We start from the raw sequence: 26,143 nt of genomic DNA on the forward strand, positions 1-26,143 counted from the left end.
AGTGCGCCCAAACCCAGGCATTCGTAACTGGATTTTTTAGCAGTGCCCCGAATCGGCCCGCGGCTCTATAATGCTCGGCAGTTTTTCGTCCTCAGTACAGGTGTTCCCTATGAAACGTCCAAGTGGTCGCGCTGCCGATCAGCTCCGCTCGATCCGCATCACCCGCAACTACACCAAACACGCCGAGGGATCCGTACTGGTCGAGTTTGGCGATACCAAGGTGATCTGCACCGTCAGCGTCGAAAACGGCGTGCCGCGCTTCCTTAAAGGCCAGGGCCAGGGCTGGCTGACCGCCGAGTACGGCATGCTGCCGCGCGCCACCGGCGAGCGTAACCAGCGTGAAGCCAGCCGTGGCAAGCAAGGCGGGCGCACCCTGGAAATCCAGCGCCTGATCGGCCGTTCACTGCGCGCCGCCCTGGACATGTCCAAGCTGGGCGACGTGACCCTGTACGTCGACTGCGACGTGATCCAGGCTGACGGCGGTACCCGCACTGCGTCCATCACCGGTGCCATGGTGGCCCTGGTTGACGCGCTGAAAGTGATCAAGAAGCGTGGCGGCCTCAAGGGCGGTGACCCGCTCAAGCAAATGATCGCCGCTGTTTCGGTGGGCATGTACCAGGGCGAGCCAGTGCTGGACCTGGACTACCTGGAAGACTCGGCCGCCGAGACCGACCTGAACGTGGTGATGACCAGCACCGGTGGTTTCATCGAAGTGCAAGGCACCGCCGAAGGCGCGCCATTCCAGCCGGCCGAACTGAATGCGATGCTGGCCCTGGCCCAGAAAGGCATGACCGAGATCTTCGAACTGCAGAACGCCGCCCTGGCTGACTGAACCCGCCTCAAGGAGAAGCGCCATGAATGACAGCAGCCAAATGCCTGTGCCGACGCCTTCCTACGAAGTGCGCCAGGGCGCAATGTTGTGCCATCTCGCGGCGTTTCTGGGTTTCGTGTTCCCCTTCGGCAGCGTCGTGGGGCCACTGATCCTGTGGCAGATGAAGAAAGAAGTGGACCCGTTCATTGATGATCAGGGCAAGGAAGCCCTGAACTTCCAGATCACCGTCGCCATCGCCTGGATCGCTTGCATTGTGCTGGCCTTCGCAGTGATCGGTTTTTTCCTGATGGTTGCCCTGGCAATCGCCACGGTGGTGCTGACCATCATTGGTAGCATCAAGGCCAACAAGGGGATCGCTTACCGCTACCCCTTGACCTGGCGAGTGATCAAATAGTGAACAGGCACAAAAAAACCGACAGCGATGTCGGTTTTTTTGTGCCTGGGAAAAGACCTCAGATGGTCAATGTCCAGTCGTAGTCCACGATCAGCGGCGCGTGCTGCGAGAATCGCGGCTGGCGCGGCAGGCGTGCGCTGCGAACGAACCGGCGCAGGCCCGGGGTCAGCAGTTGGTAGTCGAAGCGCCAGCCCAGGTTGAGCATCTCAGCCTGTTCGTTATCCGGCCACCAGCTGTACTGGTCGCCTTCGCGGCTGACTTCGCGCAGGGCATCCACATAGCCCATGTTGCCGACAATCTCGTCCATCCAGGCCCGTTCCGGCGCCAGGAAACCCGGGGATTGCTGGCTGTCGCGCCAGTTCTTGATATCCAGCTTCTGTTGCGCCACGTACAGCGAGCCACAATAAATGTACTCGCGACGTTTGCGTCGCTGTTTATCCAGGTAACGGGCGAAATCGTCCATTAGCTTGAACTTCTGGTTCAAGTCTTCATCGCCGTTCTGCCCCGAAGGAAGCAGCAAGGTCGCGATGCTGACCTTGTCGAAATCGGCTTGCAGGTAGCGCCCGTAGCGGTCGGCTGTCTCGAAGCCGAGGCCGCTGATGACCGCCTTGGGTTGCAACCGCGAATACAAAGCCACGCCACCTTGGGTGGGCACTTCGGCATCGCAGGCATAAAGGAAGTAGCCATCCAGTTGGAAGGCTGGGTCGTCCAGTTCAAAGGCGGAGGCGCGGGTATCCTGCAGGCAGATGACGTCGGCATTCTGGGCTTGCAGCCAACTGAGCAAACCACGCTCGACTGCAGCCTGAATACCATTAACGTTCACACTGATGATCCGCATAAATGGCCCCAAAAATCGCGTGCGTGTATGATACACGCCGTCTACCTAATTAGCTAAATCCGTGGTATCTGAGGCTTTTTTCATGCAGGCGTATCAACGCGATTTCATTCGTTTTGCCATCGATCGCGGGGTTTTGCGCTTCGGTGAGTTCACCCTCAAGTCAGGGCGCACCAGCCCGTACTTCTTCAATGCGGGCCTGTTCAACTCGGGATCGGCCCTGGCTCAGCTGGGTCGTTTCTATGCGGCTGCCATCGTTGAAAGCGGTATTTCCTTCGATGTGCTGTTTGGCCCGGCCTACAAGGGTATTCCCCTGGCGGCCGCGACCGCCGTGGCGCTGGCTGAGCATCACGGGCAGGACCTGCCTTGGTGCTTTAACCGTAAAGAGGCCAAGGCCCACGGTGAAGGCGGCAGCCTGGTCGGGGCTCCACTCAAGGGCGACGTGCTGATCATCGACGACGTGATCACCGCCGGCACCGCCATCCGTGAAGTCATGCAGATCATCGCTTCCCAGGACGGCGCCAAGGCCGCTGGCGTGCTCATCGCGCTGAACCGCCAGGAGCGTGGCAACGGTGAGTTGTCGGCCATCCAGGAAGTGGAGCGCGATTTCGGCATTCCAGTCGTGAGCATCGTGTCGTTGAACCAGGTGTTGCAGTTCCTGGAAGATGATCCGCAGCTCAAGCAGCACCTGCCAGCGGTGAAGGCGTATCGCGAGCAGTTCGGCGTTCAGTAATCACAATAAAAAAGGCCCCGTTCCATTCAATTGATCGGGGCCTTTTTTTAGCTCGTGTTTCGGGGTGCTGCTACTCCCGCAGTCGCAAGGCGCGCAATAAAGCGTCAACCTGCCCGAAAGCGTCTTGTTGCCATTGGTCCGGTGTGCGATCTCCGAGTATTTGGCTGTCTTCGACGAATCGCCTTACGGCAGTTGGGCCATAGCCTTCGGCGATATCAAACTTTTCGCCGATGAACTGAAACCCTTGTTCTCCACTCCCGGTTTCCAGTACTGATCGACATTCCTCTGCAAGCGCTTGCATGCCACCGGGGAAATTACGGACGCAGTAGTAGATGTCATATGCGTCCTTCTGTTTGTGCCTTCCGTTCAGGGCGTACCCCTTCATCGCCAGCAGGGCGGGGATCGAGCACACCGCGACCTCGACACGATTTCTGCCACCCGTAGGCATGGAGCCTTCAATGGCAACCATTTGATAGAAGCGCATCGCCAAGTCCGCACCGTCAGCGCGTTGAACTGCAAAGTCGTTGAGAATGGGAGGTTTGTTTTGGATGATTTCGGCGTCGCGCGGCATCAAGAAGTCCACGATCACATCTATCGCCGATCCACCGTCTTGTACGGGAACCTGGCGAACGAGCTGGAATCGCCGCAGTTCTCCTCTTTGTTCGTACCCATTACCCATCAGTGCCTCAATCAACGTCGCGTACTCGCCATCACCGAGAGCCTCTGCGGCCAAGCTCAAATCGACATCGAGGGTTCCAACGTGCTGCATATCGTCGTTCGCCAGCAGGAGCCAGGGCACCGCTCCACCGATCACTGCAAACTTGCCTTTGAAGGAACCAAGGATCTGACCGATCTCGACTAATACCGCCTTCACGGCAGCTGTCGTTCTGTCGTCATAATCTGAGGCGGATTGAGGTTCTTGAGGGATTAACGAGACCATGTCAGTTTTTCCTGTCGTAGATATTCGGCGGCTTCCTTTCCGCGCTCTCCCGCAACCGATAGATCCAAATATGTCTGAACTGGGCTGGTGCACAGGGCACCCGGTGCGGGTTCAACGGCGTCCAGTAGGAGTCCTTCGTCGTTGGGTAAAGTGATGACAACGTTCTCTCCCTTTGATGCAGGAACCAACTGTAGTGCTTTAACCAGTCTCTCTAGCCCTTCAATGTCGGCATAAAAGTAAGTCGTGCTGATGCGGGCATAGGGCGCGAGCCATTGAGCGGCAGAAAAGGATGAAAAAAGTGCGTGTCCGCCGCTCCTTTCTTCAATAGCGATGCGCGCGGCATTTTCCAATGCGCTGCCATGTAAGGTGGTATAGAAGCCTTTACGCTCTCCTGATGGAGGCGCGTATGCTTCGGCCCATGCATCCAGGAGCGCTTTAGGATCGGATAGACATACGCCGTCGTTTGTCACTCTTGCCCATTCTCGATTCAGTAGTGCTGTGCGGACATTGCTGACTTGTCCCAGGCTCACCCCGGCGGCCTCGCACAGTTCTACCACCCGCCAGGCTCGGCCCGGATCCCGAAGCATTGTGCGTATGATCTGCGCTGATTTCGGTTTGAAGAAAGACTTAAGCTCCCTATGCTCCGAGAGCGGCTTGTCAGCTACTTGGTGATCAATGAATACACCATCGAACGAGATCCAGGCATTACCTTCCAGGTCCAGATATCCCACACCCTTTTCCCGACACAGTTGTCTTGCTACGGGTGAAAGATAGGGTGCTACCACAATAGGCGTAGCCTCTGGCCTTTGCTCGCTCACGTAGTCGCGAAGCTGAAGTATGGCCGTGTTTATGAATCGTAGCTGGCCGTTTGCTTTTACCTCGCACACCAGAGGGCGTGATTTTCCTGATGCGTTAATCTCGATAATGAAGTCGGGAGTCCAGCCTTTTGAAGGAGGCATAGATTTGAGGCTTTTAATCTCGAGAATCGGTACCTTGCTCAGGAGGCTTCGCAGCGCATCTCTGGAGTGAATTTCAAATTCTTTCATTATTTTGGCCCTTTTCAGCGAATGTTGAAAATAGCTATTGCAATGAAAAAAGTCGAGAAATTTCACCATTTATAAGGTTTTCAGTGAATGTTGAAATATCAACTAATACTGAAAAACTTCAGCAGCGCGTTCGTGATCATCGTTGTAGGCTGCGTTTCCATTGCGCATAAAAAACCGCAGACTCTACTTTGCCTAACGAAGATTCCGTACACGGGTACGTATGTCGTCGGCGCCGTAAGAAACTGCGGTTTTTTAGTGCTTTATAAATCAGGGACGCTTGCGATTACTGATCAGCGTACCCATGCCGGTATCCGTGAAGATCTCCAGCAGTACCGCATTCGGCACTCGACCATCGATGATCAACGAGCTACCCACCCCGCCTTGCACCGCTTCCAGCGCGCAGCGGATCTTCGGCAACATGCCGCCGTAGATGGTGCCGTCGGCGATCAGGTCGTCCACCTGTTGGGTGGTCAGGCCGGTCAGCACCTTGCCTTGCTTGTCCATCAGGCCGGCGATGTTGGTCAGCAGCATCAGCTTTTCAGCCTTCAGCGCTTCGGCCACCTTGCCGGCCACCAGGTCGGCGTTGATGTTGTAGGACTCGCCATTGGCGCCCACGCCGATCGGCGCGATCACCGGGATGAAGTCGCCCTTGACCAGCAGGTTCAGCAGGTCGGTGTTCACGCCAACCACTTCGCCCACCTGGCCGATGTCGATGATTTCCGGCTGGGTCATCTCCGGTGTCTGACGGGTCACCGTCAGCTTTTTCGCGCGGATCAGCTCCGCGTCCTTGCCGGTCAGGCCGATGGCGCTGCCGCCATGGCGGTTGATCAGGTTGACGATGTCCTTGTTGACCTGGCCGCCGAGGACCATCTCCACCACGTCCATGGTCTGCGCGTCAGTGACGCGCATGCCATCGATGAAGTGACTCTCGATCGACAGGCGCTTGAGCAGGTCGCCGATTTGCGGGCCGCCGCCGTGCACCACCACCGGGTTGATCCCCACGGCTTTCATCAACACGATGTCGCGGGCAAAGCCGGTTTTCAGCTCGTCGCTTTCCATGGCATTGCCGCCGTACTTGATCACCAGCGTCTTGCCGACGTAGCGTCGGATGTAAGGCAACGCTTCGGACAGGACCTTGGCAGTGTTGGCAGCGGCTTCGCGTTCGAGGGTCATTCAGGGCTCCGGTAAAAAATCAGAACGGTAATTGGAGATCAGGGGCAACACGTTTCAACTGGGCGTGGAACACGTCCTTGATGCGCTGCAACTCAGCCTCGGTATCCGCCTCGAAACGCAGGACCAGCACCGGTGTGGTGTTGGACGCGCGGACCAGGCCCCAGCCTTTGGCGTAATCGACTCGCACACCATCAATGGTGGTCAGGTTGGCGCCTTCGCCCCATTGCGCATCTTGCAGTGCGTCAATGATGCTGAATTTGCTCTCCTCGGTCACATGGATATTGATCTCTGGCGTCGAAATATCGTTCGGGAAGGTCTGAAACAGCTCCTGGGCCGTGGATTTTTCCTTGCTGAGGATCTCCAGTAGGCGAGCGGCGCTGTAAATACCGTCGTCAAAGCCGAACCAGCGTTCCTTGAAGAACACGTGGCCGCTCATTTCGCCGGCCAACAGGGCGCCGGTTTCCTTCATTTTCTTTTTGATCAACGAGTGACCGGTCTTCCACATCAGCGGGCGACCGCCGTATTCCTTGATCAGCGGCGTGAGGCGGCGAGTGCACTTCACGTCGAAGATGATCTCGGCGTTGGCATTGCGCGCCACCACGTCGCGGGCGAACAGCATCAGCAGGCGATCGGCGAATACGTTCTCGCCGGTGTTGGTCACCACACCCACGCGGTCGCCGTCGCCGTCGAAGGCCAGACCCACGTCAGCCCCGGTTTCTTTGACCTTGGCGATCAGGTCCACCAGGTTCTCCGGCTTGCCTGGGTCTGGGTGGTGGTTGGGAAAGTTGCCGTCGACCTCGCAGAACAGCGGAATCACTTCGCAGTTCAGGGCTTCGAGCAACTGCGGGGCGATCACGCCGGCTGCGCCGTTGCCGCAGTCCACCACCACTTTCAGGCGGCGCGCGAGTTTCACGTCGCCGGTGATTTGGTCAGAGTAGCGCTGCAGGATATCGACTTTGGTGACGGTACCCTTGCCGCTGGTCAGGTCGTTGTTCTTCAGACGGTCGTGCAGGGCCTGGATCTGTTCGTTGGCCAGGGTGTCGCCGGCGATGACGATCTTGAAACCGTTGTAGTCGGACGGGTTGTGGCTGCCGGTGAGCATCACCCCGGACTTGCCGGCCAGTACGTTGGCCGCGTAGTACAGTGCCGGCGTCGGCACCAGGCCCACGTCACTCACATGGCAACCGCTGTCGGCCAGGCCCTGGATCAGTTGCTCAACCAGCTCCGGGCCGGACAGGCGACCGTCACGGCCGACCGACACGTTTGGCTCGTCCTGGGCCAGGCTCTGTGCGCCGATGGCGCGGCCAATCCAGTAGGCGGTTTCGGCAGTCAGGGTCTTTGGCACCACGCCACGGATGTCATAGGCGCGGAAAATGCTGTCGGGGAATGTCGGGGCTACTCGGGCTGCGGTACTCATCGCGGGGGGAAACTCCATCTGAAGGGGGCAAGGCTGGCCTTAATGTGGCTGACCGGCAGGCTCAAACTGAAGGGTATGACGGTGTTTTCGGCAGAGAGTTCGTGGTGCAAAAGTGCCATCGGCGTGCTGGCGCTGCTTTTCTTTCTGCTTAATGCTTTGATTTCAATAGGGAAATCTCGCTGATAAGGTCCGCGCATTCTTCGTCCTGAAAAGCCTTGCGGTGGCGTCGAGCCGGGCAAAGGCGCCCGGCCGGATTCAGCTTAGTCAGTGACTGCCGGAATGCCCAAAACCGCCTGCGCCGCGTTGGGTCTCATCGAATTCCTCGACCAGTTCGAAGTGCGCCTGCACCACCGGCACCAATACCAACTGCGCAATGCGCTCGCCGACGGCGATGTTGAACGCGGTCTGGCCACGGTTCCAGCACGACACCATCAATTCGCCCTGGTAGTCCGAGTCGATCAGGCCGACCAGGTTGCCCAGCACGATGCCGTGTTTGTGGCCCAGGCCCGAGCGCGGCAGGATCAGCGCCGCCAGGCCAGGATCGCCTACGTAGATCGACAAGCCGGTCGGAATAAGAATGGTCTGGCCCGGTTCAAGGACAGTGTCTTGCTTGAGCATGGCGCGCAGATCGAGGCCGGCGGAGCCTGGGGTGGCGTAGGCCGGCAGTGGGAATTCGTTGCCGATGCGTGGGTCGAGGATCTTGGCTTGCAAAGCGTGCATGGAAATTAAACCTGGTTCAGCCGTTGGGCGATAAAAGAGATCAGTTGGCGGGCAATCTTGCCCTTGCTGGTCTGGGCGAAAAGGGTGGCATGCAGGTCGCGGTCGATCACGCTGCAGGCATTTTCCTCGCTGTTGAAGCCGATGCTCGGGTTGGCGACATCATTGGCAACGATCAGGTCGAGGTTTTTGTCTTTCAATTTGCGTGCGGCGTAGTCCAGCAAGTGCTCGGTCTCGGCGGCGAAGCCGACACTGAACGGACGGTCCGGACGCGTGGCGATGGTGGCCAGGATGTCCGGGTTGCGCACCATTTGCAGGAGCAGGCCGTCACCGCTCGTAGGGTCTTTCTTGAGCTTTTGCGGGGCGACGACTTCCGGGCGGTAGTCCGCAACCGCCGCCGAGGCGATGAAAAGGTCGCACGGAATGGCTGCCTCACAGGCCGCCAGCATGTCGCGGGCGCTGACCACGTCGATTCGCGTGACCCGATCCGGGGTCGGCAAATGCACCGGACCGGTGATCAGGGTGACGCGTGCGCCTGCCTCGACCGCCGCTTCAGCCAGGGCAAAGCCCATTTTTCCTGAGCTATGGTTGGTGATGTAGCGCACCGGGTCGATGTTTTCCTGGGTCGGGCCGGCAGTGATCAACACGTGCTTGCCAGTGAGGGCCAGGTGCTGAAAGCACTCGGCGGCGCACAGCGCCAGATCGGTGGCTTCAAGCATGCGGCCCATGCCAACGTCGCCGCAGGCCTGGCTGCCGGATGCCGGGCCGAACACCTTGAGGCCTCGGCTTTGCAGAAGCTGGGTGTTGGCCTGGGTCGCAGGGTCGCGCCACATGGCCTGGTTCATGGCCGGGGCGATGGCGACAGTGGCGTCGGTGGCCAGTACCAGCGTGGTCAGCAGGTCATCGGCGATGCCTTGGGCCAGGCGCGCGATCAGGTCGGCGGTGGCCGGAGCGATCAGCACCAGGTCGGCCCATTTGGCCAGTTCGATGTGCCCCATGGCGGCTTCGGCCGCAGGGTCCAGGAGATCCAGGTGAACCGGGTGCCCGGACAAGGCCTGCATGGTCAGCGGGGTAATGAACTCACTACCACCGCGCGTCATGACCACGCGCACTTCGGCGCCCTGGTCCAGGAGCCTGCGGACCAGCTCTGCGCTCTTGTAGGCGGCAATGCCGCCGCCAACGCCGAGAACGATGCGTTTCCGATACAGACGCTGCATTGGTTTGCCTTTCCAGTTCAGTGTTGCCAGTTCAATGACGCCTGCGATGCCCCCTCCCCAGGGGAAATCGCCTGCAAAAAAGAGGGCCTACGATAACACAGCGTCCGCAAGGCAACAGCGGCACGCATGGCATACAGGGAGAGGGAGGAGGGATGAGTATTCGTGATTGGCCGGCGGCAGAGCGGCCGCGAGAGAAGCTTTTGGAGTGGGGGGCGGCGAGTCTGTCGGATGCCGAGTTGCTGGCGATCTTCCTGCGTACCGGGGTTTCCGGCAGGAGCGCGGTGGACCTGGCGCGCCATCTGCTGGCGCAATTCGGCGGCTTGCGCCCGTTGCTGGAGGCCAGCCAGACGCTGTTCAGCCAGCAATTGGGCCTGGGGCCGGCGAAGTTTGCCCAGTTGCAGGCGGTGTTGGAAATGGCCAAGCGTCATATGGCCGAGCGCCTGCGACACGACTCGGTGCTGGAAAGTCCGGTGGCGGTGCGCGATTACCTCAAGGCCATGTTGCGCCATGAGCCCCACGAGATATTCGGCTGTCTGTTCCTTGATTCAAGGCACAGGGTGCTGGGTTTTGAGGCGTTGTCCCAAGGCACCATCGACGCGGCGATGGTGTATCCCCGGCAAGTGGTCAAACGCGCATTGGCCTACAACGCGGCGGCGTTGATCCTGTGCCACAACCATCCTTCCGGGAGCCTGGAGCCGAGCGCTGCTGATCGAAAATTGACCAAGTTGCTGCAGAAGGCCTTGGAGGTAGTGGATGTGCGGGTACTGGATCACATCATTGTGGGGGATGGAGATCCGTTGTCGATGGCGGAGTATGGGTGGATGTAGGCGGGAAGCAGCTGCAAGCCTCAAGCGGGCTTGCAGCTTTCAGCTCAGGGCTTGACGCTGACTTTCGAGAAATCCTGGCGGCCGAACGGGCTCACCTGGTAGCCCTCGACAGTCTTGCGGGCCAGGGCGAACGCCGTCGGGTGCGCCAGCGGCAACCACAAGGCCTGCTGCTGGATCTGTGCCTGGGCCTGCTGGTACAGCTTGCTGCGCACACCTTGCTCGCTGGTGGTCTTGCCAGCGCTGATCAGCTTGTCCAACGCAGGGTCGCAGTAGCGGGCGAAGTTGGTACCCGACTTTACCGCCGCGCAGGAAAACTGCGGGGTCAGGAAGTTATCCGGGTCGCCGTTGTCACCGGCCCAGCCCATGAATAGCAGGTCGTGTTCGCCGGCTTTGGCGCGGCGGATCAACTCGCCCCATTCGATCACGCGGATCTCGGCCTGGATGCCGACCTTGGCCAGGTCAGCCTGCAGCAGTTGTGCACCAAGGTTGGGGTTGGGGTTCAGCAGGCTGCCGGTGGGGCGGGTCCAGAGGGTGGTCTTGAAGCCGTCCTTGAGTCCGGCGCGGTCGAGCAGCACCTTGGCCTTGGCGAGATCCTGTGGATAACCCGGCAGGTCCTTTGCGTAGCTCCAGGTGTTCGGCGGATAAGGGCCGTTGGCGGCCTCGGCGGTGCCTTCAAACACGGCTTTGAGGTAGCTGCCCTTGTCGAACGCCAGGTTGATCGCCTGGCGGACTTCTGGCTTGTCCAGGGGTGGGTGCTGGCTGTTGATGGCCACGAAGGCGGTCATGAAGGCCGCGGTCTTCTCCACCTTGAGCGCCGGGTCCTTTTCGGCCTCGCCTACGTCCAGCGGCTTGGGTGACAGCGCAATCTGGCACTCATCGCGGTGCAGCTTCTGCAGGCGTACGTTGGCGTCGGGAGTGATGGCGAAGATCAAGTTATCCACAGCCGGTTTGCCGGCGAAGTAGTCCAGGTTGGCCTTGTAGCGCACCACGGCATCTTTCTGGAAGCGGCTGAAGATAAACGGTCCAGTGCCGATCGGCTGGCTGTTGAGCTTCTCCGGCGTGCCGGCCTTGAGCAGTTTGTCGGCATATTCCGCCGGGTAGATCGACGCGAACCCCATGCTCAACGCGGCGAGGAAGGTGGAGTCGGCGTGATCCAGGGTGAAACGCACGGTCAGTGGGTCGAGAGCGTCGATCTTTTTTACCAGCGTCGGCAGTTGCAGCGACTGAGCGTGAGGGAAGCCGCTCTGGGCGATCTTGTGCCAGGGGTTGGCCGGGTCGAGCATGCGCTCGAAGCTGAAGCGCACGTCTTCGGCGCTCAGGGTGCGGCTTGGGGTGAAGTACTCGGTGCGGTGGAACTTCACATCCGGGTGCAGCTTGAAGGTATAGGTCAGGCCATCCGGCGAGACGTTCCAGCTGTCCGCCAGGCTGGGCACCAGTTGGCCGCTGGTCGCGTCATAGTCCACCAGGCGGTTCATCAGCACATCGGCCGAGGCGTTGGTGGTGGTCAGCGAGTTGTATTGCACCACATCGAACCCTTCGGGGCTGGCCTCGGTGCAGACGCTCAAGTTGCTGGCGGCCGAGGCCAGCGGGGCGATAAATAGAGGGGCTAGCAATAGCGGTAGGGCAGCGAGGCGCATGTTCGGTTTCCTTTGCAGATCGAAGGCCCATCTGCGAGTGCAGTCTGGAAAAGTCCTACCGTAGTGGTCTGATAGGTAAATGACTAGCCCATTTTTGCCTGTGCTTTTGCGCCAAATGCTGTTTTGATGGCGTCTCGGCGCGTTTCGTCGTGCACTTCACTGTGCCCGCGCGCGCTGTAAATCATTCTGTGCGACGAGCGGTCGGCTGTGACAGCGGCCCCTCCTGGCAACGGTTCAGGCGTCTGCCGCCAAGATTTACGCCAGTAAAAACACGCGGGCTGTTGTTGCACTGGGGTCTTTCTGGTATAAAGCAGCGCTCTTTTCTAGGGGCCCGGTTCCTTCGCTTGTAGGTGTAGCCGGTAAGACCCTAAAGAAACGCGGCGCCTGGCGCCAAATGACTGAGAGATTAAGCGGCCAACCCATGCCGGGTTGGGCATGTGGTTTTAGAGGGCTGAGGCATGTCGAGAGTCTGTCAAGTTACCGGTAAGGGTCCGGTGACTGGGAATAACATTTCCCACGCAAATAACAAAACCCGTCGTCGTTTCCTGCCGAACCTGCAGCATCACCGCTTCTGGGTTGAAGAAGAGAAACGTTTCGTCCGTCTGCGCGTATCTGCCAAAGGCATGCGCATCATCGACAAGCGTGGCATCACTGTCGTGCTGGCTGAATTGCGCCGCGCTGGCACAATCTAAGGAGCTATATCATGCGTGAATTGATTCGAATGATCTCTAGCGCCGGTACTGGTCACTTCTACACTACCGACAAGAACAAGCGTACTACCCCGGACAAGCTCGAAAAGAAAATGTTCGACCCGCGCGTTCGCAAGCACGTGATCTACAAAGAAGGCAAAATCAAGTAATTGATTTTCCTCCTGAAAAAAAGCCCGTATCTCACGATCCGGGCTTTTTTTTGCCTGTTGATTTGGCTGATCAGGCTTTCTGTTCGAACACCACGTAGATCTTGCGGCACGCCTCCAGCACTTCCCAGGTGCCGCTGAAGCCGGCGGGAATCACGAATCGGTCGCCAGCGCGCAAGGTCTTGGCATTGCCGTCGGCGTCACGCAGCACGGATACACCTTGCACAATCTCGCAGTACTCATGTTCGGTGTAATTGACCGTCCACTGTCCGACTTCACCTTCCCACACGCCCGCGCTCATCTGGCCGCAGGGGCTGTTGTAGTGGTTGTAGATCGTTTGCTCGGGATCGCCCTTGAGGATTTTCTCGGCGGCAGGGCGGTAGCGCTCGGCGGCGGTCTTGGCTTGGCTGAAGTCGACGATGTCCTGGATGCTCATGTGCGTGTCCCGTCTGGCCTGCGGTTGGAGAGCCCAAAGTCTATGTTTATTAAAATGAACATCGCAAGGGCGTTTGCCGGCGTTATGTCAAATATATTGAAACACCCCCAGCCGCTGGTTTAGGGTGGCAGCTGCCTTGCGCCGAACCATTGGCTGGCGGGCAAGAATTCTTTAAGGCTGCCGTGGGACATCCCATGGCCCTTGTATTCAATAAGAGGAGGACACTCGCATGACCACCCTGACCCGTGCCGACTGGGAACAACGTGCCAAGGATCTGAAGATCGAAGGCCGCGCCTACATCAATGGCGAGTACACCGCCGCTGTTTCCGGTGACACCTTCGAATGCATCAGCCCGGTCGATGGTCGCCTGCTGGCCACCGTTGCCAGCTGTGACGCCGCCGACGCCCAGCGCGCCGTCGAAAACGCCCGCGCCACCTTCAACTCCGGCGTGTGGTCACGCCTGGCGCCGGCCAAGCGCAAATCTGCCATGATCCGTTTCGCCGCGTTGCTCAAGGCCAATGCCGAAGAGCTGGCGCTGCTCGAAACCCTGGACATGGGCAAGCCGATCAGCGACTCCCTGAACATCGACGTGCCCGGCGCGGCGAATGCCCTGAGCTGGAGCGGCGAAGCGATCGACAAGATCTACGACGAAGTCGCCGCGACCCCGCATGACCAATTGGGCCTGGTGACGCGCGAGCCGGTTGGCGTGGTTGGCGCTATCGTGCCGTGGAACTTCCCGCTGATGATGGCCTGTTGGAAACTGGGCCCTGCGCTGTCCACCGGCAACTCGGTGATCCTCAAGCCGTCCGAAAAATCCCCGCTGACCGCTATCCGCATTGCGGCCCTGGCCGTGGAAGCCGGTATTCCAAAAGGCGTGTTCAACGTACTGCCGGGCTATGGTCATACCGTGGGTAATGCGCTGGCGTTGCACATGGATGTCGACACCCTGGTGTTCACCGGTTCCACCAAGATCGCCAAGCAACTGTTGATCCGCTCTGGTGAGTCGAACATGAAGCGCGTCTGGCTGGAAGCCGGCGGCAAGAGCCCGAACATCGTGTTCGCCGATGCCCCGGACCTGCAAGCCGCCGCCGAATCCGCCGCCGGCGCCATCGCCTTCAACCAGGGGGAGGTCTGCACCGCCGGTTCGCGCCTGCTGGTGGAGCGTTCCATCAAGGACAAATTCCTGCCGCTGGTGATCGATGCCCTCAAGGGCTGGAAGCCAGGCAACCCGCTGGACCCGGCAACCAATGTGGGCGCACTGGTGGACACCCAGCAGATGAACACTGTGCTGTCGTACATCGAAGCGGGTCACGCAGATGGCGCCAAGTTGGTCGCCGGCGGCAAGCGGACCCTGGAAGAAACCGGTGGCACCTATGTTGAACCGACGATTTTCGACGGTGTGACCAATGCCATGAAGATCGCCCAGGAAGAAATCTTCGGCCCGGTCTTGTCGGTGATCACCTTCGACAGCGCCGAGGAAGCAATTGCCATCGCCAACGACACCCAATACGGCCTGGCTGCAGCGGTGTGGACGGCGGACATCTCCAAGGCCCACCTGACTGCCAAGGCGCTGCGTGCCGGTAGCGTGTGGGTCAACCAGTACGATGGCGGCGACATGACTGCACCGTTTGGTGGCTTCAAGCAGTCGGGCAACGGTCGCGACAAGTCGCTGCATGCGTTCGACAAATACACCGAGCTGAAGGCCACCTGGATCAAGCTCTAAGCAACACCGCAGGCTAAATGTGGGAGGGGGCTTGCCCCCGATAGCAGTGTGTCAGGCGCCAGCGGTGCTCACTGATCCACCGCAATCGGGGGCAAGCCCCCTCCCACACTGTTTTGTGTGTTTTCAAGAATTATCCACAGGAGCGTGGAAATGCGTTGGGCGACTTATTTCGCCGTCCTGGCCTCGGTGCTCAGCGTCGGCCTGGCCCTGGGCGTCAGCATGCCGCTGGTGTCCCTGCGCCTCGAAAGCTGGGGCTACGGCAGTTTCGCTATCGGCGTGATGGCAGCGATGCCGGCCTTTGGCGTGTTGCTCGGCGCGAAGGTCTCCAGTCGCCTGGCCTCTTGGCTTGGCACCGCCAACCTCATGCGTCTGTGCCTGTGGGCGGGCGCGGTGTCCATCGGCCTGCTGGCGATCCTGCCCAGCTACCCGGTGTGGCTGGTGCTGCGCCTGATGATCGGGGTGATCCTGACCATTGTGTTTATCCTCGGCGAGAGTTGGATCAACCAGTTGGTGGTGGAGCAGTGGCGTGGTCGGCTGGTGGCGTTGTACGGCTGCAGCTATGCCTTGAGCCAGCTGTCGGGGCCGCTGCTGTTGGGCCTGATCGGCACCGAGCATGACTACGGTTTCTGGGTGGGCGTCGGCCTGTTGATGGTCGCGCCGCTGTTGCTGCTGGGGCGCTCCGGTGCACCGAGCGCCGAGTCCTTCAGCGTGACCTTCGCGCAACTGTGGCGCTTCTGCCGGAGCCTGCCGGCGATTGCCTGGGCGGTTGCGCTGTTTGCTGCGTTCGAGGCGATGATCCTGACATTGTTGCCGGTGTACTGCCTGCAACAAGGATTCACCGCCGAGATCGCCTTGGCCATGGTCAGCACGGTGGTGGTTGGCGACGCGTTACTGCAATTGCCCATCGGTGCACTGGCCGACTACTTGCCTCGGCGCACGTTGTTCCTGGGGTGTGCGCTGCTGTTGCTGGTGTCGAGCCTGGCGATTCCCCTATTGATGCACACACCAATGATCTGGCCGATCTGGGTCGTGTTCGGCGCGAGTGCCGGCGGCTTGTTCACCCTGTCGTTGATCCTGATCGGCGAGCGTTACCGCGACGACGCGCTGGTGCGCGCCAATGCCCACGTGGCGCAGTTGTGGGGTATTGGCTGCCTGATCGGCCCGCTGGTGGCGGGGGCGGGTAGCCAGTGGATCAGCGGGCATGCGTTGCCGCTGCTGATGGCAGCGGGTGCGCTGGGCCTGGTGATGTTGCTGCTGCGCCAGGGTGCATTCGGCGCGGCGCAGCCGGCCTAGAGCATGCGCTCAAGGCCGACGCTGGTGGCAAACCACGCATTGAACCGTCGCCACCAGCTCCCCGGCTCGCGGGTCAGGGTGTGCAACTGGCCGTTGTCTTCGGTCACCCACACCACTTGGCCGTCCTGCAATTTCGCTTCATAGCTCAGGGGCGGCGCCATGCCTTGCAGTGCAAGGTTGCGCACGTGTTCCGCCAGCTCGGGGCTGTCGACCAGCACACCGACTTCGGTGTTCCACAGTACCGAGCGTGGGTCGAAGTTGAACGAGCCGATAAAGGATTTCTCCCGATCAAAGATCATCGCCTTGCTGTGCAGGCTGGAATCTGAGCCCCGGAAGGCGCCTCGGCGAAACAGGTGCGGGCCACTGCCGCCGCCATCCCCGGGCTGGCGGCGCAACTCATAGAGCTTGACCCCATGCTCCAGCAGCGCCTTGCGGTACGGCGCATAACCCCCGTGCACCGCGGGCACGTCGGTGGCTTCCAGGGAGTTGGTCAGCAGGCTCACCGACACGCCCGCATCGGCACGCCCCGTCAGGTACACCAGGCCTGGCTGTCCCGGCACGAAGTACGCCGAAATCATCATCAGTTCGTGATTGACCCCTTCCAGTTCCGGCGCCAGTTGCGTGGTGAGCAGCAACCTGGGGTCAGGGTCCTCCTTGGCCAGCACCTTGCTCGGCGCATCCCACAGCGCCTGGTTCCAGGCCCAGATCAGCTCGCGGCGCCAGGTGTCCATGCGGGGTTGGGTCTGGTAGGTGCGCAGGCGGTTGTACAGTGCGTGGTTCTGCTGGCGTGACTCGGCCAGGGACGCTTCCAGGCGTACGCGCGCGGCGGCCAGGTCACCCTTGGACGGTGCGTTGGAGACGAAATTATCGATGGGCTTGCTCAGTGCGCTGTTCCAGTACTGGTCGAAACTGTGGCCCAGTTGCTCGGCCACCGGGCCGACGCTGAGCATGTCGATATCGGTGAAGTTCAGGTTGGGCTCGGCATCGAAATACTCATCCCCCAGGTTACGCCCGCCAACGATGGCCACGCTATTGTCCGCCAGCCACAGCTTGTTGTGCATGCGTCGATGTTGCAGCGACAGGTTGAACAAGCGGCCCATGGCCCGCGTTACGCCGGTGCTGCGCCCGAGGTGCAGCGGGTTGAACAGGCGGATCTCGATTTTGGGATGGGCGGCGAGGGTGGCGATGATCTGGTCCAGGCCGTCGCTGGTGGTGTCATCCAGCAAGATGCGCACACGTACGCCACGGTCGGCGGCCTTGAGCAGTTCGTCCACCAGCATGCGGGTGCTGATGCCGTCGTGCACGATGTAGTACTGCAGGTCGAGGCTGGTCTGGGCGTTGCGGATCAGCTCGGCACGGGCCATGAATGCCTCGCTGCTGTTGGGCAGCAGGCGAAAGCCCGAGCGCCCTTGATAGGGCGCGGCCTGGGCCTGGATCGAGCGGCCGAACGATGACTGTGCGGCGGGCAGGGCGTCACTGGGGACGCGTGGCGTGCTCACGCTGGCGCAGCCGCCCAGGATCAGGGCTCCCAGCAGGCAAAACGGTAATAGCCGTTGAATCATCAAGGGAGCGGCTTCCAGATCAGGGCGGTTGTCGATATATGACGGCAATTTCCCGTGAAAGGTCAGTCGGCCGTGTCTGCCAGCATCTTGATCGCCGCAGCCCCGACCTTGCGCACGGCTTCTTCAATCTGCGCGGTTGGCTTGGCAGCGTAGTTCATGCGCAGGCAGTTCCTGTACTTGCCCGACGCCGAGAAGATGCTGCCTACGGCCACCTGGACACCTTGTTCTACGAGGACACGGTTGAGCTTCAGCGTATCAAAGCCTTCCGGCAGTTCGATCCACAGCATGAAGCTGCCTTGAGGGCGGCTGGCGCGAGTGCCTGTGGGGAAGTAGCGGCTGACCCAATCGAGCATCAAGTCGCGATTGCGCTGGTATTGGGTGCGCATCCTCCGCAAATGCGGTTCGAAGTGACCACCTTTGAGGAATTCCGCAATCGCGATTTGCGGCTGCGTGGCGGTGCTGCCAGTGCTGATGTATTTCATGTGCAGCACTCGCTCCAGGTAACGTCCGGGCGCTACCCAGCCGATGCGCAGGCCGGGCGCCAGGGTCTTCGAGAACGAGCTGCACAGCAGGACGCGTCCGTCTTCGTCGAAAGACTTGATGGTGCGCGGGCGCGGGTAGCTGAAGGCCAGTTCGCCGTAGACATCGTCTTCAATGATCGCCACGTCAAAGCGCTGCGCCAAGGTGAGCAATGCCCGCTTGCGCGCCTCCGGCATGATGTAGCCCAGGGGGTTGTTGCAGTTGGGGGTCAGTTGGATGACTTTGATCGGCCACTGTTCCAGCGCCAGCTCCAGGGCTTCGAGGCTGATGCCGGTGATCGGGTCGGTGGGGATTTCCAGGGCTTTCATGCCCAGGCCCTTGAGGGTCTGCATGGCGCCGTGAAAGCTCGGCGAGTCCACCGCAACGATATCGCCCGGCTCACAGATGGCATGGATGCTGGCGGACAGCGCCTCATGGCAGCCGGTGGTGATCACGATGTCCTCGGCCGTCAGCTGGCAGCCGGAATCCAGGGACAGGCGCGCAATCTGTTCGCGCAGTTCCATACAGCCCAGGATGTTGTCGTAATACAGCCCCGGCAAATCCTGGCGGCGACTCACGCGGGCCAGGCTGCGCAGCAGGGGCTTGAGGGTGGGCGACAATACATCCGGCATGCCGCGGCCCATCTGTATGACATCCTTGCGCGGCGTTGCGCGTATCAATTCCAGCACTTGGTCCCATTGGGAAATTTCTACGGGGCGCTGAGCCGGACGACCGACTTCCGGCAGGGCCGGCAACTCGCGGCCCACCGGAACAAAGTAGCCGGATTTCGGCTTGGGCATCGCCAGACCGTTGTCCTCCAGCAAGCGATAGGCCTGCTGCACGGTGCTCAAACTGACCCCGTGTTCCACGCTCAACGCCCGTACGGAAGGCAGTCGATCACCGGGGCGATAGAAGCCTTGTTCGATGCGGGTGCCCAGCAATTCGGCGAGGTTCATGTACAGGGTCATGGCGGTCGCTCCAGAGGGACCATTACAGATAGGCAGAAAATACAGGATTCAGCGGTATATAGGCAGTATCTGTATGGATTTAATAAAGGTGGGTTGAATCTGTAATGGTTTTGGCTGCGCGCTCATGCTGGTCACTCAAGGCAACAAGCAACTGAGGGGCAGCAAAATGAACGGCATGGGCGATGTGCGGCTGGCGTTACACAGTCAGGAACTGGTGGCTGGGCAGGAGCGGGCGACGGCGCGGCGCGATATCAGTCGCTGGGGTCTGTTCTGGCGCCGTCGCCACACCCGCAAAGCTTTACTGCACCTGACCCGCGAGCAATTGCGCGATGTCGGGCTGACCGCCGAGCAGGCGCGCCACGAAGGCCTGAAACCGTTCTGGCGCGATTGATCAGACCAGCTCTTTGAGGCGGTGCCAGAGCATTCCCAGCGCCAACAGCGGCGAGCGCAGGTGCCTGCCGCCGGGGAAGGTGATGTGCGGCACCTGGGCGAACAGGTCGAAGCGCCCGTGTTGCTGGCCGCTGATGGCTTCGGCCAGCAACTTGCCCGCCAGGTGCGTGGCGTTGAGGCCATGGCCGGCGTAGGCCTGGGCGTAATACACGTTGGGCTGGTCGGCCAGGCGGCCTATCTGCGGCAGACGGTTGGCGCCGATGCCGATCATGCCGCCCCATTGGAAGTCGATGTTTACATCGGCCAGTTGTGGGAACACCTGCAGCATCTTCGGGCGCATATAGGCGCCGATGTCCTTCGGGTCGCGACCGGAATAATGACAGGCACCGCCGAACAGCAGGCGGCGATCGGCGGACAGTCGGAAGTAGTCCACCGTGACACGCTGGTCGCACACCGCCATGTTCTGCGGCAGCAGGTTGGCGGCCTGGGCTTCGCCCAACGGTTCGGTGGCGATGATGTAGCTGCCGGCAGGCAACACTTTGCCGCTGAGGTGCGGGTTGAGGCCGTTGAGGTAGGCATTGCAGGCCAGCACCAGGGTCTTGGCGCGCACGTTGCCTTGGGCGGTGTGTACGTTGACTTCGGGGCCGTAGTCGATGCGGGTGACTTCGGACTGCTCGAACAGCTTCACGCCCGATTGCTGCGCGGCGGCGGCTTCGCCGAGGGCCAGGTTCAGCGGGTGCAGGTGGCCGGAGCCCATGTCGATCATGCCGCCCACGTAGCGCTCGGAGCCGATGACGCTGCCCATTTCGTTGGCTTGCAGCAGGCGTATGTCGTGACGATAGCCGAGGCTGCGCAGTTCTTCGGCATCTTCGGCCAGGCCGTGCAGGTCGCGGGGTTTGTTGGCGAGGTCGCAGTAGCCCCAGGTCAGGTCGCAAGGGATTTGGTAGCGGGCGACGCGCTCACGCACAATCTCCACCGCTTCCAGGCCCATCAACTTCATCTGGCGTACGCCCTCGGTGCCGATCACGCTGGCGAACTGGTCCAGGCCATGGCCGACACCGCGAATCAGTTGGCCGCCGTTACGCCCGCTGGCGCCCCAGGCGATCTTGCGCGCTTCCAGCAACACTACGCTGAAACCGCGTTCGGCCAACTCCAGCGCGGTGTTCAGCCCGGAAAAACCGCCGCCGACCACGCACACATCCGCCGTCAGTTCGCCGGTCAATACCGGGTAATCAGTTTGCGGCACGCTGCTGGCGGCGTAGTAGGAAGCGGTATGCCGGGCGCTGGCAGTCATGGGGAGCATCCCTGTTTGGAAAATTTGACGCAGGATACAGCGGTCGGACGAAGCTGTCTGCGCGGGGCGTTTTGCGGCAGAATCCACGCCTATTCGCCGTTCGGTACGTGTTTCGATGAGTTGCAACAGTCAGAAAATCAGTGCGCTGCGCCGGCAGATTCCTTCGTTCGAGTGCGTCCCCGGTTGCCATGACTGCTGTGGGCCGGTGACCACCTCGCCCGAGGAGATGTCGCGCCTGCCGCGCAAGACCGCCGCCGAGCAGGACGCGGCCATGGAGGAGCTGAACTGCGTGCACCTGGGGCCGAACGGCTGCACGGTGTACGACGAGCGCCCGTTGATCTGCCGGCTGTTCGGCACCACCAAGACCTTGCCGTGTCCGAATGGGCGGCGCCCGGTGGAGCTGATTCATCCACGGGTGGAGAAGCAGATCCACGAGTACATGGCGAGCACCCGGCAGGTGCTGGTTTAGCGGTTTTACACCGTCCAAATGTGGGAGGGGGCAAGCCCCCTCCCACATGTTGACCCGAGTGTGTCAGGTCAGTCCGGGATCGGCAGGTTCAGGCTCTCTTTCACCTCTTCCATCACGATATAGCTCTTGGACTCCCGCACATGGGGCAGCTTGAGCAGGATGTCGCCGAGCAATTTGCGGTACGACGCCATCTCGGATATCCGCGCTTTCACCAGGTAGTCGAAGTCGCCAGAAACCAGGTGGCACTCGAGCACATGGGGCAGTTTCAGCACCGCGCGGCGGAATTCCTCGAAGGTGTCGCCGGACTTGTAATCCAGGCTGATCTCGACAAATACCAGCAAACTGCCCTTCAAATGCTGGGGGTTGAGCCGCGCGTTGTAGCCCATGATGATCCCTTCACGCTCCAGCCGCCGCACACGCTCGGTACAGGGCGTGGTCGACAGCCCGACCTTTTCCCCCAGCTCCGTAAACGAAATGCGCCCGTCGGTTTGCAGGATGCGCAGGATGTTGCGGTCGATCTTGTCCAGCTCCCGCTTGGTCTGGGTGTTGGTACGCATAGGGGATACGCCTCTGTGAAAAGGGTTTTTGCCGAGAATTGTCGCCAAATATAGGCAGTTATATAGTGAAATGCACTGGTCATTGTTTTTTACACTGCGCTCATCATTGCTCGAACAACACACGTCAGCGGCCATGCCCGCGATGAGGATATAAAAATGCGCGTTCTGGTCTTGGGTAGCGGCGTCATTGGTGTGACCAGTGCCTACTATTTGGCGCGGTCCGGCTTTGAAGTGGTTGTCGTCGACCGTCAGCCTGCCGCTGCCATGGAAACCAGTTTCGCCAACGCCGGGCAGGTGTCTCCAGGCTACGCCTCGCCATGGGCCGCACCGGGTGTGCCGCTCAAGGCCATCAAGTGGTTGCTGCAACGCCATGCGCCGCTGGCGATCAAGGCCACCGCCGACATCGACCAATACCTGTGGATGGCGCAGATGCTGCGCAACTGCACCGCCAGCCGTTATGCGGTGAACAAGGAGCGCATGGTGCGCCTGTCCGAGTACAGCCGCGACTGCCTCGACGAACTGCGCGCCGAGACCGGCATTGCCTACGAAGGCCGTAGCCTTGGGACTACCCAACTGTTCCGCACCCAGGCACAACTCGATGGCGCCGCCAAGGACATCGCCGTGTTGAAGGAGTCCGGCGTGCCGTTCGAGCTGCTCGACCGCGCCGGTATCGCCCGGGTCGAGCCGGCCCTGGCCAGCGTCACGGATATCCTCGCCGGCGCACTGCGCCTGCCGAATGACCAGACCGGTGACTGCCAGATGTTCACCACCCGCCTGGCCGAGATGTGCAAACAGTTGGGTGTGGAGTTCCGCTTTGAGCAGGACATCCAGCGCCTCGACTACGCCGGTGATCGCATCAACGGCGTGTGGATCGACGGCAAGCTGGAAACCGCCGACCGCTACGTGCTGGCCCTCGGCAGCTACTCGCCGCAGTTGCTCAAGCCGTTGGGGATCAAGGCACCGGTGTATCCGCTCAAGGGCTACTCGCTGACCGTGCCGATCACCAACCCGGCGATGGCGCCGACCTCGACCATTCTCGACGAGACCTACAAGGTCGCGATCACTCGTTTCGACAACCGCATCCGCGTCGGTGGCATGGCTGAAATAGCCGGTTTTGACCTGTCGCTGAACCCGCGCCGGCGGGAAACCCTGGAGATGATCGTCAACGACCTTTATCCTCAGGGCGGCGATTTGACCGAAGCTACCTTCTGGACCGGCCTGCGCCCGACTACCCCCGACGGCACGCCGATTGTCGGTGCCACCCCGTTCAAGAACCTGTTCCTGAATACCGGCCACGGCACCCTCGGTTGGACCATGGCCTGTGGCTCCGGTCGTTTGCTGGCCGACCTGATGGCCAAGAAAACGCCGCAGATCAGTGCCGAAGGCCTCGATATTTCCCGTTATGGCAACCACCAGGAGTCTGCAAAACATGTCAATCCAGCGCCAGCTCACCAATGAGCGCATGAGCCAGATCGTTGTCCACAGCGGTACCGTGTATCTGGCCGGGCAAGTCGGCGACGACATGAACGCCGGGATTGAACAGCAGACCCGTGAAACCCTGACCAATATCGAGCGTTTGCTCGACCTGGCCGGTACTGATAAGACCCGGTTGCTGTCGGTGACGATCTACCTGAAGGACATCGACGCGGATTTCGCCGGCATGAACGCGGTATGGGACAAGTGGCTGCCAAAAGGCGTTGCCCCGGCCCGTGCCACGGTTGAAGCCAAGCTGTGCGAACCGCAAATCCTGGTGGAGCTGTCCGTCGTGGCCGCGCTGCCTTAAACAACGATCCCTCTCCCGGTGCCGAAGCCGTTGGTCGGTGCCGGTTTTTCTTCACTTTGCCGCCTAGAAGCCTGCCGCCATGCGTCCTGCCCGTGCCCTGATCGACCTCCAAGCCCTGCGCCACAACTACCAATTGGCCCGTGAAGTCACGGGGGCCAAGGCCCTTGCCGTGATCAAGGCCGATGCCTACGGCCATGGTGCCGTGCGCGTTGCCCAGGCGCTGGAAGCCGAGGCGGACGGGTTTGCCGTGGCTTGCATCGAGGAAGCATTGGAGCTGCGCGCCGCCGGGATTCGTGCGCCGGTGCTGCTGCTGGAAGGTTTCTTCGAGGCGGATGAGCTGCCGCTGATCATCGAACATGATTTCTGGTGCGTGGTGCACTCGCTGTGGCAATTGGAGGCCATCGAGCAGGCCAGACTGAGCAAGCCGCTGACCATCTGGCTCAAGCTCGATTCCGGCATGCACCGTGTCGGCCTGCACCCCAAGGATTATCACGAGGCTTACCAGCGCCTGCTGGCCAGCGGCAAGGTGGCCAAGATCGTGTTGATGAGCCATTTCGCCCGCGCCGATGAGCTCGACTGTGTGCGCAGTGATGAACAGGTGGCTGTGTTTGACGCGGCGCGCCAGGGTTTGTCGGCCGAGGTCAGCCTGCGCAATTCGCCATCGGTGATGGGCTGGCCGGCTGTGTCCAGCGATTGGGTGCGCCCTGGCATCATGCTCTACGGCGCGACGCCGTTTGCCGAGGACCAGGCCGTGGCCGCGCGTTTGCAGCCGGTGATGACCCTGGAATCCAAGGTGATCTGCGTCCGTGAACTGCCGGCCGGTGAGCCGGTGGGTTACGGCGCCAAGTTCATCACGCCCAAACCCATGCGTATCGGTGTGGTTGCCATGGGCTATGCCGATGGCTATCCGCGTCACGCGCCGACGGGTACGCCGGTACTGGTGGCCGGGCAGCGCAGCCAATTGCTGGGCCGTGTGTCCATGGACATGCTGTGCATCGACCTCACGGAAGTGCCTCAGGCTGGCCTCGGTTCCACCGTGGAGCTATGGGGCAAAAATATCCTCGCCAGTGACGTCGCGGTCGCCGCCGAGACCATTCCGTATCAGCTCTTTTGCAACCTGCGCCGCGTGCCGAGGCTCTATTCCGGCGCTTGACCGCCGGGTACGAACGCAACCGCCCGGGATTTAGGCCCAAGTGTTGTAAATACTGAACGCTGTCGCCATGATAACGCTCAATTACAACAAAGCCTGAATCCTAGGAGGCTCCTGCATTGGACGTCGGCGAACGACTGCAATCCATCCGTAAACTGAAGGGTCTGTCCCAGCGCGAGCTCGCCAAGCGCGCGGGTGTCACCAACAGCACCATTTCGATGATCGAAAAAAACAGCGTCAGCCCCTCGATCAGCTCCTTGCGCAAGGTGCTGGGAGGCATCCCCATGTCGATGGTCGAGTTCTTTTCCGAGGAGATCCTCCAGGAAATACCGACGCAGATCGTCTATAAAGCCAATGAGCTGATCGACATCTCCGACGGCGCCGTCACCATGAAACTGGTAGGCCGGGCGCACCCTAGCCGGGCCATCGCGTTTCTCAACGAGATCTACCCGCCGGGCGCCGACACAGGCGAAGAAATGCTTACCCACGAAGGTGAAGAAACCGGGATTCTGGTGGAGGGTCGCCTGGAGTTGGTGGTCGGTCTTGAAACTTTTGTGCTCGAAGCTGGCGATAGCTACTACTTTGAAAGCACCAAGCCCCATCGTTTTCGCAATCCGTTCGACGTGCCGGCGCGACTAATCAGCGCAGCCACGCCTGCGAACTTTTAAGAAAAGAGGCGTCCTGCCAGCGTTGCAGAGGCACCCGAGCTGTATTCCGTGGGGTCGAATCTCCCTTTAGTTAATAGGGTTGTTTCGGCCAGGCGGGCTAACCGTTATACTTTCGCCGCCTGCGAAACCGTGGCCGCAGGCGTGAATAGCCACCATTGAGGGTGAACGCGTGAACCTAATTATGAAAATGCTGGCTGCACCAGCAACCGTACTGGCCCTATGGGCTGTCAGCGCTCAAGCTGCGACCAATGATGATATTGCCAAGCGCCTGGAGCCTGTTGGCCAGGTCTGCGTCCAGGGCCAGGAATGCAAGGGCATGGAAGTGGCGGTCGCCGCAGGCGGTGGCGCTGCGAAGACGCCGGATGACATCATCGCCAAGCACTGTAATGCTTGCCACGGCACCGGCCTGTTGGGCGCGCCGAAAATCGGCGATACCGCAGCCTGGAAAGAACGCGCCGATCACCAGGGCGGCCTCGATGGCATCCTGGCCAAGGCGATCACCGGGATCAACGCCATGCCGCCAAAAGGCACCTGCGCCGATTGCTCGGATGATGACCTCAAGGGTGCAATCAAGAAGATGTCCGGCCTCTGATCCGCCGATCTTCGTCAAAAATGCCGCTTACGAGCGGCTTTTTTGTGCCTGGGGTTCGTGTTTCAGCGCTGTTCATTGCAGCAAAGACCCGGCAAGCTCGGTCCAACCCCTAATC

Annotated in this window: 28 protein-coding genes and 1 pseudogene; 15 read left to right on the forward strand and 14 right to left on the reverse strand. The window is 60.7% G+C overall.

Features of this window, described 5'->3' with window-relative positions; genetic code table 11:
* Positions 1-109: 109 nt before the first annotated feature.
* Both rph and BM017_RS05125 read left to right on the forward strand, forming a co-directional pair.
* The gene (rph, locus tag BM017_RS05120) at positions 110-832 is read left to right on the forward strand and encodes a ribonuclease PH (RefSeq protein ID WP_016975928.1); all 723 of its coding nucleotides are present in this window, start codon (positions 110-112) and stop codon (positions 830-832) included.
* Between the two features lie 22 nt (positions 833-854).
* Complete coding sequence (locus BM017_RS05125) at positions 855-1,226, forward strand: DUF4870 domain-containing protein (protein WP_071488075.1); 372 nt, start codon at positions 855-857, stop codon at positions 1,224-1,226.
* Between the two features lie 58 nt (positions 1,227-1,284).
* On the opposite strand, the gene BM017_RS05130 is transcribed toward BM017_RS05125, so the two are convergent.
* The gene (locus BM017_RS05130) at positions 1,285-2,064 is read right to left on the reverse strand and encodes an exodeoxyribonuclease III (RefSeq protein ID WP_003195493.1); all 780 of its coding nucleotides are present in this window, start codon (positions 2,062-2,064) and stop codon (positions 1,285-1,287) included.
* Positions 2,065-2,146: 82 nt separating this feature from the next.
* On the opposite strand from BM017_RS05130, the gene pyrE reads away from it, so the two are divergent.
* Positions 2,147-2,794 carry an orotate phosphoribosyltransferase gene (gene pyrE, locus BM017_RS05135; protein WP_092241670.1) on the forward strand — a complete coding sequence of 216 codons (648 nt, stop codon included), beginning with the start codon at positions 2,147-2,149 and terminating at the stop codon, positions 2,792-2,794.
* Positions 2,795-2,864: 70 nt separating this feature from the next.
* On the opposite strand, the gene BM017_RS05140 is transcribed toward pyrE, so the two are convergent.
* The 7 genes and pseudogenes from BM017_RS05140 to coaBC form a co-directional block, all read right to left on the reverse strand.
* Positions 2,865-3,734 (reverse strand): hypothetical protein, encoded by an 870-nt coding sequence (locus BM017_RS05140; RefSeq protein ID WP_092241672.1) that lies wholly within the window; start codon positions 3,732-3,734, stop codon positions 2,865-2,867.
* On the reverse strand, positions 3,722-4,849 hold the full coding sequence (locus BM017_RS05145; protein ID WP_256575637.1) for a type IV toxin-antitoxin system AbiEi family antitoxin: 1,128 nt from the start codon (positions 4,847-4,849) through the stop codon (positions 3,722-3,724). Before BM017_RS05145 ends, BM017_RS05140 begins: the two co-directional genes overlap by 13 nt.
* Positions 4,850-5,047: 198 nt before the next feature.
* Complete coding sequence (gene argB / locus BM017_RS05150; protein WP_058424243.1) at positions 5,048-5,953, reverse strand: acetylglutamate kinase; 906 nt, start codon at positions 5,951-5,953, stop codon at positions 5,048-5,050.
* 19 nt (positions 5,954-5,972) lie between these two features.
* Positions 5,973-7,394, reverse strand: a pseudogene (locus BM017_RS05155) (phosphomannomutase/phosphoglucomutase); the annotation flags it as partial.
* Positions 7,367-7,567 carry a hypothetical protein gene (locus BM017_RS05160; protein ID WP_083351513.1) on the reverse strand — a complete coding sequence of 67 codons (201 nt, stop codon included), beginning with the start codon at positions 7,565-7,567 and terminating at the stop codon, positions 7,367-7,369. The gene BM017_RS05160 and the pseudogene BM017_RS05155, both read right to left, overlap by 28 nt.
* A gap of 67 nt (positions 7,568-7,634) precedes the next feature.
* The gene (gene dut / locus BM017_RS05165; RefSeq protein ID WP_003213270.1) at positions 7,635-8,090 is read right to left on the reverse strand and encodes a dUTP diphosphatase; all 456 of its coding nucleotides are present in this window, start codon (positions 8,088-8,090) and stop codon (positions 7,635-7,637) included.
* A gap of 5 nt (positions 8,091-8,095) precedes the next feature.
* Positions 8,096-9,304, reverse strand: coding sequence for a bifunctional phosphopantothenoylcysteine decarboxylase/phosphopantothenate--cysteine ligase CoaBC (coaBC, locus tag BM017_RS05170; protein ID WP_016970585.1), 1,209 nt, complete (start codon positions 9,302-9,304; stop codon positions 8,096-8,098).
* A gap of 152 nt (positions 9,305-9,456) precedes the next feature.
* On the opposite strand from coaBC, the gene radC reads away from it, so the two are divergent.
* Positions 9,457-10,131 carry a RadC family protein gene (gene radC, locus BM017_RS05175; RefSeq protein ID WP_092241676.1) on the forward strand — a complete coding sequence of 225 codons (675 nt, stop codon included), beginning with the start codon at positions 9,457-9,459 and terminating at the stop codon, positions 10,129-10,131.
* Positions 10,132-10,175: 44 nt separating this feature from the next.
* Here radC and BM017_RS05180 read toward each other — a convergent pair whose 3' ends face one another.
* Positions 10,176-11,768, reverse strand: coding sequence for an ABC transporter substrate-binding protein (locus BM017_RS05180; RefSeq protein ID WP_092241678.1), 1,593 nt, complete (start codon positions 11,766-11,768; stop codon positions 10,176-10,178).
* A gap of 458 nt (positions 11,769-12,226) precedes the next feature.
* On the opposite strand from BM017_RS05180, the gene rpmB reads away from it, so the two are divergent.
* Both rpmB and rpmG read left to right on the forward strand, forming a co-directional pair.
* Positions 12,227-12,460 carry a 50S ribosomal protein L28 gene (gene rpmB / locus BM017_RS05185; RefSeq protein ID WP_010207494.1) on the forward strand — a complete coding sequence of 78 codons (234 nt, stop codon included), beginning with the start codon at positions 12,227-12,229 and terminating at the stop codon, positions 12,458-12,460.
* A gap of 11 nt (positions 12,461-12,471) precedes the next feature.
* A complete protein-coding gene (rpmG, locus tag BM017_RS05190) occupies positions 12,472-12,627 on the forward strand; it encodes a 50S ribosomal protein L33 (protein ID WP_003176906.1) in 156 nt (51 codons plus the stop codon).
* A gap of 70 nt (positions 12,628-12,697) precedes the next feature.
* Here rpmG and BM017_RS05195 read toward each other — a convergent pair whose 3' ends face one another.
* Positions 12,698-13,060: a cupin domain-containing protein gene (locus tag BM017_RS05195; protein ID WP_092241680.1), complete on the reverse strand. Its 363-nt coding sequence runs from the start codon at positions 13,058-13,060 to the stop codon at positions 12,698-12,700.
* Positions 13,061-13,289: 229 nt separating this feature from the next.
* Here BM017_RS05195 and BM017_RS05200 point away from each other — a divergent pair, with 229 nt between their 5' ends.
* Both BM017_RS05200 and BM017_RS05205 read left to right on the forward strand, forming a co-directional pair.
* Entirely contained in the window at positions 13,290-14,783 is a 1,494-nt protein-coding gene (locus BM017_RS05200; RefSeq protein ID WP_071488069.1) for an aldehyde dehydrogenase, read from the forward strand.
* 150 nt (positions 14,784-14,933) lie between these two features.
* Positions 14,934-16,076, forward strand: coding sequence for an MFS transporter (locus tag BM017_RS05205; RefSeq protein WP_092241682.1), 1,143 nt, complete (start codon positions 14,934-14,936; stop codon positions 16,074-16,076).
* Here BM017_RS05205 and BM017_RS05210 read toward each other — a convergent pair.
* Both BM017_RS05210 and BM017_RS05215 read right to left on the reverse strand, forming a co-directional pair.
* Positions 16,073-17,638, reverse strand: coding sequence for a phospholipase D family protein (locus tag BM017_RS05210; RefSeq protein ID WP_092241684.1), 1,566 nt, complete (start codon positions 17,636-17,638; stop codon positions 16,073-16,075). The genes BM017_RS05205 and BM017_RS05210 overlap by 4 nt on opposite strands.
* 62 nt (positions 17,639-17,700) lie before the next feature.
* Positions 17,701-19,125 carry an aminotransferase-like domain-containing protein gene (locus BM017_RS05215; protein WP_092241686.1) on the reverse strand — a complete coding sequence of 475 codons (1,425 nt, stop codon included), beginning with the start codon at positions 19,123-19,125 and terminating at the stop codon, positions 17,701-17,703.
* Between the two features lie 166 nt (positions 19,126-19,291).
* On the opposite strand from BM017_RS05215, the gene BM017_RS05220 reads away from it, so the two are divergent.
* Positions 19,292-19,516, forward strand: coding sequence for a DUF1127 domain-containing protein (locus tag BM017_RS05220; RefSeq protein WP_092242375.1), 225 nt, complete (start codon positions 19,292-19,294; stop codon positions 19,514-19,516).
* Here BM017_RS05220 and BM017_RS05225 read toward each other — a convergent pair whose 3' ends face one another.
* On the reverse strand, positions 19,517-20,809 hold the full coding sequence (locus BM017_RS05225) for an NAD(P)/FAD-dependent oxidoreductase (RefSeq protein ID WP_092241688.1): 1,293 nt from the start codon (positions 20,807-20,809) through the stop codon (positions 19,517-19,519).
* A gap of 115 nt (positions 20,810-20,924) precedes the next feature.
* Between BM017_RS05225 and BM017_RS05230 the strand changes: the two genes are divergently transcribed.
* Positions 20,925-21,278: a YkgJ family cysteine cluster protein gene (locus BM017_RS05230; protein WP_092241690.1), complete on the forward strand. Its 354-nt coding sequence runs from the start codon at positions 20,925-20,927 to the stop codon at positions 21,276-21,278.
* 68 nt (positions 21,279-21,346) lie between these two features.
* On the opposite strand, the gene BM017_RS05235 is transcribed toward BM017_RS05230, so the two are convergent.
* Positions 21,347-21,835: an Lrp/AsnC ligand binding domain-containing protein gene (locus BM017_RS05235; RefSeq protein ID WP_003176896.1), complete on the reverse strand. Its 489-nt coding sequence runs from the start codon at positions 21,833-21,835 to the stop codon at positions 21,347-21,349.
* Between the two features lie 156 nt (positions 21,836-21,991).
* Between BM017_RS05235 and dadA the strand changes: the two genes are divergently transcribed.
* From dadA to BM017_RS05260, 5 genes are all read left to right on the forward strand, one after another.
* Positions 21,992-23,293 carry a D-amino acid dehydrogenase gene (gene dadA, locus BM017_RS05240; RefSeq protein ID WP_092241692.1) on the forward strand — a complete coding sequence of 434 codons (1,302 nt, stop codon included), beginning with the start codon at positions 21,992-21,994 and terminating at the stop codon, positions 23,291-23,293.
* A complete protein-coding gene (locus BM017_RS05245; protein ID WP_092241694.1) occupies positions 23,265-23,618 on the forward strand; it encodes a RidA family protein in 354 nt (117 codons plus the stop codon). The genes dadA and BM017_RS05245 overlap by 29 nt, the downstream gene beginning before the upstream one ends.
* 79 nt (positions 23,619-23,697) lie before the next feature.
* Entirely contained in the window at positions 23,698-24,771 is a 1,074-nt protein-coding gene (gene alr, locus BM017_RS05250) for an alanine racemase (protein WP_092241696.1), read from the forward strand.
* A 116-nt stretch (positions 24,772-24,887) separates the two neighbouring features.
* Positions 24,888-25,436 carry a cupin domain-containing protein gene (locus BM017_RS05255; RefSeq protein ID WP_003176893.1) on the forward strand — a complete coding sequence of 183 codons (549 nt, stop codon included), beginning with the start codon at positions 24,888-24,890 and terminating at the stop codon, positions 25,434-25,436.
* Positions 25,437-25,617: 181 nt separating this feature from the next.
* Complete coding sequence (locus BM017_RS05260; protein WP_043293857.1) at positions 25,618-26,028, forward strand: c-type cytochrome; 411 nt, start codon at positions 25,618-25,620, stop codon at positions 26,026-26,028.
* Positions 26,029-26,143: the final 115 nt, after the last annotated feature.

Origin of the sequence: Pseudomonas sp. NFPP04, assembly GCF_900113815.1 — a bacterium.
GTDB lineage: Bacteria > Pseudomonadota > Gammaproteobacteria > Pseudomonadales > Pseudomonadaceae > Aquipseudomonas > Aquipseudomonas extremorientalis.

Coding starts and splice junctions, on each gene's coding strand:
- alr (WP_092241696.1), top strand. CDS start 23,698: ATGCGTCCTGCCCGTGCCCTGATCGACCTCCAAGCCCTGCGCCACAAC.
- BM017_RS05140 (WP_092241672.1), bottom strand. CDS start 3,734: ATGGTCTCGTTAATCCCTCAAGAACCTCAATCCGCCTCAGATTATGAC.
- BM017_RS05225 (WP_092241688.1), bottom strand. CDS start 20,809: ATGACTGCCAGCGCCCGGCATACCGCTTCCTACTACGCCGCCAGCAGC.
- rpmB (WP_010207494.1), top strand. CDS start 12,227: ATGTCGAGAGTCTGTCAAGTTACCGGTAAGGGTCCGGTGACTGGGAAT.
- BM017_RS05200 (WP_071488069.1), top strand. CDS start 13,290: ATGACCACCCTGACCCGTGCCGACTGGGAACAACGTGCCAAGGATCTG.
- rph (WP_016975928.1), top strand. CDS start 110: ATGAAACGTCCAAGTGGTCGCGCTGCCGATCAGCTCCGCTCGATCCGC.
- BM017_RS05160 (WP_083351513.1), bottom strand. CDS start 7,567: ATGCGCGGACCTTATCAGCGAGATTTCCCTATTGAAATCAAAGCATTA.
- coaBC (WP_016970585.1), bottom strand. CDS start 9,304: ATGCAGCGTCTGTATCGGAAACGCATCGTTCTCGGCGTTGGCGGCGGC.
- BM017_RS05230 (WP_092241690.1), top strand. CDS start 20,925: ATGAGTTGCAACAGTCAGAAAATCAGTGCGCTGCGCCGGCAGATTCCT.
- BM017_RS05125 (WP_071488075.1), top strand. CDS start 855: ATGAATGACAGCAGCCAAATGCCTGTGCCGACGCCTTCCTACGAAGTG.
- BM017_RS05215 (WP_092241686.1), bottom strand. CDS start 19,125: ATGACCCTGTACATGAACCTCGCCGAATTGCTGGGCACCCGCATCGAA.
- radC (WP_092241676.1), top strand. CDS start 9,457: ATGAGTATTCGTGATTGGCCGGCGGCAGAGCGGCCGCGAGAGAAGCTT.
- BM017_RS05245 (WP_092241694.1), top strand. CDS start 23,265: ATGTCAATCCAGCGCCAGCTCACCAATGAGCGCATGAGCCAGATCGTT.
- dut (WP_003213270.1), bottom strand. CDS start 8,090: ATGCACGCTTTGCAAGCCAAGATCCTCGACCCACGCATCGGCAACGAA.
- BM017_RS05220 (WP_092242375.1), top strand. CDS start 19,292: ATGAACGGCATGGGCGATGTGCGGCTGGCGTTACACAGTCAGGAACTG.
- BM017_RS05180 (WP_092241678.1), bottom strand. CDS start 11,768: ATGCGCCTCGCTGCCCTACCGCTATTGCTAGCCCCTCTATTTATCGCC.
- argB (WP_058424243.1), bottom strand. CDS start 5,953: ATGACCCTCGAACGCGAAGCCGCTGCCAACACTGCCAAGGTCCTGTCC.
- rpmG (WP_003176906.1), top strand. CDS start 12,472: ATGCGTGAATTGATTCGAATGATCTCTAGCGCCGGTACTGGTCACTTC.
- BM017_RS05235 (WP_003176896.1), bottom strand. CDS start 21,835: ATGCGTACCAACACCCAGACCAAGCGGGAGCTGGACAAGATCGACCGC.
- BM017_RS05145 (WP_256575637.1), bottom strand. CDS start 4,849: ATGGTGAAATTTCTCGACTTTTTTCATTGCAATAGCTATTTTCAACAT.
- BM017_RS05210 (WP_092241684.1), bottom strand. CDS start 17,638: ATGATTCAACGGCTATTACCGTTTTGCCTGCTGGGAGCCCTGATCCTG.
- BM017_RS05195 (WP_092241680.1), bottom strand. CDS start 13,060: ATGAGCATCCAGGACATCGTCGACTTCAGCCAAGCCAAGACCGCCGCC.
- dadA (WP_092241692.1), top strand. CDS start 21,992: ATGCGCGTTCTGGTCTTGGGTAGCGGCGTCATTGGTGTGACCAGTGCC.
- BM017_RS05260 (WP_043293857.1), top strand. CDS start 25,618: ATGAAAATGCTGGCTGCACCAGCAACCGTACTGGCCCTATGGGCTGTC.
- BM017_RS05130 (WP_003195493.1), bottom strand. CDS start 2,064: ATGCGGATCATCAGTGTGAACGTTAATGGTATTCAGGCTGCAGTCGAG.
- BM017_RS05205 (WP_092241682.1), top strand. CDS start 14,934: ATGCGTTGGGCGACTTATTTCGCCGTCCTGGCCTCGGTGCTCAGCGTC.
- pyrE (WP_092241670.1), top strand. CDS start 2,147: ATGCAGGCGTATCAACGCGATTTCATTCGTTTTGCCATCGATCGCGGG.